At 71.9% G+C, this 6,842-nt stretch carries 6 protein-coding genes, 2 tRNA genes and 1 pseudogene; 7 read left to right on the plus strand and 2 right to left on the minus strand.

Annotation, left to right across the window (positions count from 1 at the left end):
- From RYN42_RS18930 to RYN42_RS18940, 3 genes and pseudogenes are all read left to right on the plus strand, one after another.
- Positions 1 to 353: pseudogene (locus tag RYN42_RS18930) on the plus strand (hypothetical protein); the annotation flags it as partial.
- Between the two features lie 8 nt (positions 354 to 361).
- The gene (locus RYN42_RS18935; protein WP_315098782.1) at positions 362 to 1,036 is read left to right on the plus strand and encodes a YdeI/OmpD-associated family protein; all 675 of its coding nucleotides are present in this window, start codon (positions 362 to 364) and stop codon (positions 1,034 to 1,036) included.
- Positions 1,022 to 1,110, plus strand: a tRNA-Ser gene (locus RYN42_RS18940). Before RYN42_RS18935 ends, RYN42_RS18940 begins: the two co-directional genes overlap by 15 nt.
- Positions 1,111 to 1,132: 22 nt before the next feature.
- Here RYN42_RS18940 and RYN42_RS18945 read toward each other — a convergent pair.
- On the minus strand, positions 1,133 to 2,359 hold the full coding sequence (locus RYN42_RS18945; protein ID WP_315098784.1) for a low temperature requirement protein A: 1,227 nt from the start codon (positions 2,357 to 2,359) through the stop codon (positions 1,133 to 1,135).
- Positions 2,360 to 2,454: 95 nt separating this feature from the next.
- Between RYN42_RS18945 and RYN42_RS18950 the strand changes: the two genes are divergently transcribed.
- Positions 2,455 to 2,527 (plus strand) — tRNA-Arg (locus tag RYN42_RS18950).
- A 128-nt stretch (positions 2,528 to 2,655) separates the two neighbouring features.
- Positions 2,656 to 3,255: a hypothetical protein gene (locus tag RYN42_RS18955; RefSeq protein WP_315098787.1), complete on the plus strand. Its 600-nt coding sequence runs from the start codon at positions 2,656 to 2,658 to the stop codon at positions 3,253 to 3,255.
- 14 nt (positions 3,256 to 3,269) lie between these two features.
- On the opposite strand, the gene RYN42_RS18960 is transcribed toward RYN42_RS18955, so the two are convergent.
- The gene (locus RYN42_RS18960; protein WP_315098790.1) at positions 3,270 to 4,520 is read right to left on the minus strand and encodes a hypothetical protein; all 1,251 of its coding nucleotides are present in this window, start codon (positions 4,518 to 4,520) and stop codon (positions 3,270 to 3,272) included.
- Positions 4,521 to 4,726: 206 nt separating this feature from the next.
- Here RYN42_RS18960 and RYN42_RS18965 point away from each other — a divergent pair, with 206 nt between their 5' ends.
- Positions 4,727 to 6,277 carry a polysaccharide lyase family 1 protein gene (locus tag RYN42_RS18965; RefSeq protein ID WP_315098793.1) on the plus strand — a complete coding sequence of 517 codons (1,551 nt, stop codon included), beginning with the start codon at positions 4,727 to 4,729 and terminating at the stop codon, positions 6,275 to 6,277.
- Between the two features lie 120 nt (positions 6,278 to 6,397).
- Positions 6,398 to 6,766, plus strand: a complete 369-nt coding sequence (locus RYN42_RS18970) for a hypothetical protein (RefSeq protein WP_315098796.1) — start codon at positions 6,398 to 6,400, stop codon at positions 6,764 to 6,766.
- Positions 6,767 to 6,842: the final 76 nt, after the last annotated feature.

Consider the following 6,842-nt stretch of genomic DNA (forward strand, 5'->3'; position numbering starts at 1 on the left):
CCCGCGAGGAGGCGCGGGCCGCCCTCGAGCAGGCCGAGCGCGCGGCCGCGGACGCTCGGCTGCGGCACGAGGCCGCGGTCGCCGCGCGGGAGGAGAGCGCCGCCGAGGTGACTCGGGCGCAGGAGCGGGCCGACCGCGCGCACCAGGAGGAGGACGACCTGGTGCGCGCGCTCGCGGAGGCCCGGCGTCGGCTCGCGGCCTCCGGCAAGGAGGCCACCGCCGCGGACAAGGATGTCGGCCAGGCTCAGCAGACGCTGCGCGCGGACGAGAAGGAGGTGGCGACCGCCGAGCGGGAGCTGCACCGCGCAGAGCGCGCCCGCGACATCGCCGCGGCCGCCCGGGACGGGAAGTAGGAGGACCGATGGCCGGCAGCAGGGACGACGCACCGCGCGTGCACGCCGAGACGTTGGAGGAGTGGCGCGACTGGCTGCGCACCCACCACGAGACCGAGACGGGCGCGTGGCTGGTGTCGTGGAAGTCCGCGACCGGCCGTCCGCGCGTGAGGTACGAGGAGGCGGTGGAGGAGGCGCTGTGCGTCGGGTGGATCGACTCGGCCGGGCGCACGCTCGACGACGAGCGCCACATGCTCTGGTTCACGCGGCGCAAGCCGGGCAGCGGCTGGGCCCGCACCAACAAGGAGCGACTGGTCCGGCTCGAGGCCGAGGACCGCATGCTGCCCGCCGGGCGCACGGTGGTCGACGCCGCGAAGTCCGACGGCTCGTGGACGCTGCTCGACGACGTCGAGAACCTGCTCGTGCCCGACGACCTCGCCGCCGCCTTCGACCGGCACCCGGGCTCACGCGCGCAGTTCGACGCGTTCCCCCCGTCGGCCCGTCGCGCCATCCTCGAGTGGATCGTGCACGCCCGCCGCGAGACCACCCGTGCCGCGCGCGTGGAGGAGTCGGCGCGGCTCGCGGCACAGGGCGAACGGGCCAACCAGTGGAAGCCCAAGGGTAGCCAGCCGCAGGTCAGAGGCCGCTTTGGTGGTCCGCCTCCGGCGCGGGTACCCTGTGCTGGTCCTGGAGACGTCGCATAGCCCGGTCTAGTGCGCGACCCTGCTAAGGTCGTGAAGGCGTAAGCCTTCCGTGGGTTCAAATCCCACCGTCTCCGCGTTCAGAACAGCCCGAACCCCTCAGGGTTCGGGCTGTTGCTGTACCCGGCCCCGACGGGCCAGCACCACGTCGCCGACGATCACCGCGAGCAGCACTGAGTTGGACACCCAGTTGAGGGCCAGTGGCGTCAGCGAGTCCCGCATCAGGAACACCGCGAGCACCACCACGACGCCGGCCAGATGAGGTGCGGACCACCGGCCACCGGTCGCGCGTCGGAAGAACGCGTTCCCCAGCAGGTAGACGGCCGCGGCGCCGCAGACCAGTCCCGCGGTCCACGGGTCGGTGTGCCCGAGCGGGTGCAGCAGGACCAGCTCGTCGGCGACGGCGGTGAGCATGATGCCCACGACCAGCAGGAACGGCACGTACGTGTAGGCGGTCTGCGCGACCATGCCGGGCTCGGACCGGGACGAGAAGTACTCGGTGGCCGACTGCTCGGACCGGTCGAAGAACAGCAGCCACATGAGCACCGTGCTGGCGAACGCGGCCAGGAACGCCAGCAGGGTGGTGGCGTCGAGCTCCAGCTCGGCGAACGCGCCCCCCGTGACGATGATCGACTCGCCCAGGGTGATGATGAGGAACAGCGCCACGCGCTCGGCCATGTGCGACCCGCGGACCGACCACGTGTGCGGGTCGGTCGGACCCATCCCCGGCACCCAGAACAGCGCGCGGGGTCCGACGACGTCGATCAGGGCCGCGGCGACCCACAGGACCAGCCGCACCTGCTCGTCGGCCAGCGCACCGGCGATCCAGAACGCTCCGGAGACGCTCAACCACACCGTGATCCGGACGAAGTTCTCGGCGTTCTCGGGCCAGTGCCGACCCATCGCCCACACGGTGAACAGGGTGCGGCCCACCTGGATGAGCACGTAGGGGACCGCGAAGAGCAGCGCCTTGCCCTCGAACGCCTCCGGGATGGCGCTCGACATGAGCAGGCCCAGGAGCATGAGCACCACGAGCATCGTGCGCACGGGCAGCGTGTTCGGGTCCAGCCAGTTGGTCACCCACGTGGTGTCGATCCAGAGCCACCACACCGCCCAGCCGAGGATCAGGGTGTGCAGGAGGGTGGTCAGGTCGGGGTGCTCGATCAGGCTGTGCGACAGCTGCGTGACCGCGAAGACGAACACCAGGTCGAAGAACAGCTCGATGTACCCGACCCGGCTGCCGTCGTGGTCGTCGCCGTGGCGCAGCACGTCGGTCCGCATGCCCCACCGGCCCCCGCCGGTGCCGAGCCGTGCTGCCGTGGTCATGGCCGTGATCCTTCCGCGTGTGCCGGGTCACGTGCACCCGGTTTGGGACACCGGGCCCCTGGCCTGTATCGTCGTGGGCGGCCCTGCGGGGCCATGCGCCCGTAGCTCAATGGATAGAGCATCTGACTACGGATCAGAAGGTTGGGGGTTCGAGTCCCTTCGGGCGCACAGTGAGACGAGGTCCGGCACCGCGATGGTGCCGGGCCTTCGTCGTCCCACCGCGTGGCACCGCACGAACCCCGCAGGGCCAGCCTCTCGCAGTACGCTCTCCGCCACAGCGGAGGGTGGCGGTTGGGGTGCGCAGACGACTGGCGATGATCGCCCTGCTGGCTGCCGCCGTGGTGCCCCTCGCGGGCTGCGGTGTGCTGGACGACGGCGGCGACCAGCCGAGCGCGGCTGCGACGGTGACAGCAACTCAGGTGCCCGCCCCGGCGGTCACCGTGACGGTCGAGGCGCCGCCGCCGGCCGAGGTCCTGCTGACCGACCAAGGCGTCGGCAGCGTCGCGCTCGGTGGACCTGCGGGAGCCTACGACCGGCTCGTCGAGCTCCTGGGAGAGGCCACGCAGCCCCCGCAGGAGTCGTGCTCGTTCTGGCTGGCCGACTGGGGGAGCCTGACCGTCTACCTCGACGGGGTGGACGGCGCCGCCACCGGCTGGACCCTGGCTTCCGGTCCGCTCGACGACCGCGTCAGGCCGCCGTTCGACATCTACCCGGGAGACCCGCTCCGAGGTGTCCTGGACGCGGGCGGCCAGACCGTCCCCAGCTACTCGTGGGAGGACGACGCACAGGTCGACGAGTACCTGACGTCGATCGGCTCCTACCTGTGGGCCAGCGAGACGGACGACCCGTACTCGCCCGTGTCCCGCATCGGGGTGGAGGCTCCCGGCTGCGAGTGACCGGCGACCCCTGACTACCCGTTCCAACGCGCCACGACGGTACTGGCAGACGTGCCCGCCGCCGCGTCGAGCTGCTTCCACGCCAGGTACCGACCGCTGCACATCGCCCCGGTGTACGCGTGGTCGACGTCGATCCTCGCCAGCTCGCCCGACACCACGTCGAGCACGAACGTGGGCGCCGAGGTGCCGGCGCCCTGGCCGTCGGCCTCCGACCACTGCAGCCGACCGTCGCACAGCGCGATGGACGCTTCGCGACCCGAGCCGCGCAGAGCGATCGTCCTCGCCGTCCGTGCGGCGGCGTCGACGACGAACAGCCGGCCACCCGAGTCCCCTGAGGTGATCGCGACGAATGCCAGGAGCTCACGGTCCGCCGCGAGCTGGACGACCGCTGACCCGGGAGGGCCGGACCGGGTCACCAGCACCTGGGGCTGTTGCCCGTCGACCACCAGCTCGATGCTCGTCGCACCGGGCGGCACGGAGGGGTCGGTGCGCTCCGAGCGCACGACGGCGACGCCCCGGGACGAGGACGCAGGTTGCGAGACCCCCGCGGCGACCACGACCAGCGGCCCGCTGCCATCGGCTGCGCGGGAGTAGACGTCGCTCCGGCCGGGCGTCCCGGCCGTCCAGTAGACGCGCCCGCGCGCGATCATCGTCGACCCGGCCCCGGACGTGCCGCCGTCCCCGAGCTCCTCCGCGCGGGCGACCAGGGTGGCGCGGCCGTCGGGCCCTGCGGAGAAGACGCGCCAGCGTGGTGTGCCGGCCTGGGTGCTGTCCGTCTCCAGCCACGCGGTGAGGCCCTCGGCGGCCGACGCGTCGAACGCCTGCCGCGGGTGGTCCCCGGCGATCGGTGCCGCCGGGGCGAACGGCGTGAACGTCGCGCCGTCGAGCAGACCCACGGTCATCGGGGCGGCCAACCACGGGTCGGGGTCGGACATGCCCGCGGGGACCCGGGCGGTGACCGCCCGCCCGTCCGTGGTCAGCCGTATCGGTATCAGGTACCCGTCCGCGGTGCTGCCGGGCGGGACTGTGGAGACGACCTCGAAGTCGGAGCCGGGCACGGCGGCTCGCGCGGCGTCGACGTCGATCGGCTCACTCGTGATCGTGCTGCCGTCCGCCCAGCGCAGGCTGCTGTCGGTCGCCGCCGGCGCGCTCGTCGGGGCGTCGGTCGGCAGCGCTTCGGGGGGTGGCAGCGGGCGCGAGCACCCGGCCAGGACCAGCGCGGCAGCGATTGCGAGGGCTCCTCGGCGGCGGTGCTCGGCATCCACACCCGAAGCGTGCACCTGTTCGCCCGTCGGCGAGCCGCGTTCTGCTCACAGTCCGGTCACGGTGCGCCTCTCGCCGTCTCCCCATGAGAAACGCGGCTCAGAAACGTTTCGCCGTAGTGCATTCGGAAAGCGGTCTCCTAGCATCGGGAAACCGGTTACTCGGTCCCATGCGGGCCGCCCGCGACAACGAAGACGAGGCACCACCGATGAGACGACCCGTAGCACTGCGACCTCTGGCCGCCCTGGCCACCACGGCCCTGGTGGCCACGCTCGGCGTGACCGCCCTGACGATGTCGGTCGCGCAGGCCGCCACGGGCAGCGCCACCGGCTTCGCCACCCGCAACGGCGGGACCACCGGCGGCGCGGGCGGGCAGACCGTCACGGCCACCACCGGCACCGCCATCCACGCGGCCTTGTGCAACCGCGCGAGCAGCAGCACGCCGATCACCATCCAGGTGCAGGGGACCATCAACCACGGCAACACCGCGAAGGTGTCGGGCAGCAGCTGCAGCACGGCGGCGGGCGTGATCGAGCTCAAGCAGATCAGCAACGTGACCATCGTCGGCGTCGGCAGCGGCGCCGTGTTCGACCAGGTGGGCATCCACATCCGCGAGTCCAGCAACATCATCATCCAGAACGTGACGATCAAGAACGTCAAGAAGTCCGGCTCGCCCACGTCCAACGGCGGCGACGCGATCGGCATGGAGAGCGGCGTCCGCAACGTGTGGGTGGACCACGCGACCCTGGAGGCGTCGGGCGGCGAGTCGGAGGGCTACGACGGCCTGTTCGACATGAAGGACAACACCCAGTACGTGACGCTGAGCTACAGCATCCTGCGCAACTCCGGGCGCGGCGGGCTGATCGGCTCCAGCGAGAGCGACCGCTCCAACGGGTTCGTCACGTTCCACCACAACCTGTACCAGAACCTCGACTCGCGGACCCCGCTGCTGCGTGGCGGCGTCGCGCACCTCTACAACAACCACTACGTCAACCTCAACGAGTCCGGGATCAACTCGCGCGCCGGCGCACAGGCCAAGGTGGAGAACAACTACTTCGAGGACTCCAAGGACGTCCTGGGCACCTTCTACACCAGCGAGGCCGGCACCTGGCAGGTGAGCGGGAACATCTTCGACAACGTCACCTGGTCCACCCGCAGCGGCGACAACCAGCCGGCCGGACCGAACCCGGTGTCCACGACGACGGTCAGCATCCCGTACGCGTACACGCTGGACGGCGCGAGCTGCGTGCCGGCGATCGTCCGCCAGACCGCTGGCGCATCCACCGGCCTGCGCGTGTCGGACGGGTCCTGCACCCCGACGACGCCGACGCCGACGCCGACCACCCCGGGACCGACCCAGACGACGCCCGCACCCACACCGACCGCGCCCAGTGGCACGAACCTGAGCCTCGGCGCCGGTGCGGACGGCTCCAGCAAGGCCGATGGGTCGAGCTACGGCAACGTGAAGGACGGGTCAGTGAGCACCTACTGGTCCCCGAGCGGCTCCACGGGCAGCATCTCGATCAAGTGGGGCTCGGCCACGTCGGTGTCGAAGCTCGTCGTCCGTGAGACCTCTGGCGCCGCCGGCCGGATCGGTGCGTGGCGGGTGCTCAACGCCGACACCGGCACGGTCCTCACCTCGGGCAACGGGGCCGGCGTCATCGGCTTCGCGACGACGTCGCTGAAGAAGGTCACGCTCGAGATCACCAGCTCGAACGGCACGCCGCAGGTGGCCGAGCTCGAGACCTACGCCCGGTAGCGCGTCGCGAAGGCGCGGTGCTCACGCAGAGCACCGCGCCTTCCCGTGCCGCGCCCGGGGGAGGAGACTCGACGCGGACCCGATGTCGCCGGGCTCGGCGGCGGTCCTCGGAGGCGTGCCGTGCGACGACGACGACTGATCTTCCGTTCGGCAGTACTGGTGCTCGCCCTCGGGGCCGCGGTCGCCCTGGTCGTCCCGGGTACACCCGGCAGCATCTCCGCGGCGGTCGCGTTCGCTGTCCTGGCCGTCGTCGAGGCGGCCCGCATCGTGACGGTGCTGCGCGACCCGAAGCCGGACCATCCACCGCTCGGAGCGTGGTGGTGGTGCGAGCTGCCCGTCGACCACAGGTTCGTGCGGCTCGGCGGCACGCAGGACGCGACCTGGCGGTGCCGGCGGTGCGGTGACGTGCGGTTCACGCCGCCCCCGCGCGCGACGACCGAGGTGGCCGTCGAGGGGGAGTCCGGGTTCCGGTTCTTCACTCCCGGATGACGGGCCGTCCGTCCGGAGGGGGACCGGGGTCCACCGGCGGGCCCACCTCTGCGCGACCGGCGTCGGCCCCCGGGGC

It is taken from the genome of uncultured Cellulomonas sp., from assembly GCF_963527515.1.
Taxonomy (GTDB): domain Bacteria; phylum Actinomycetota; class Actinomycetes; order Actinomycetales; family Cellulomonadaceae; genus Cellulomonas.

Bases quoted from the DNA above. Each gene is read 5' to 3' on its own strand.
- RYN42_RS18935 (WP_315098782.1), top strand. From the start codon at position 362: ATGGCCGGCAGCAGGGACGACGCACCGCGCGTGCACGCCGAGACGTTG.
- RYN42_RS18965 (WP_315098793.1), top strand. From the start codon at position 4,727: ATGAGACGACCCGTAGCACTGCGACCTCTGGCCGCCCTGGCCACCACG.
- RYN42_RS18945 (WP_315098784.1), bottom strand. From the start codon at position 2,359: ATGACCACGGCAGCACGGCTCGGCACCGGCGGGGGCCGGTGGGGCATG.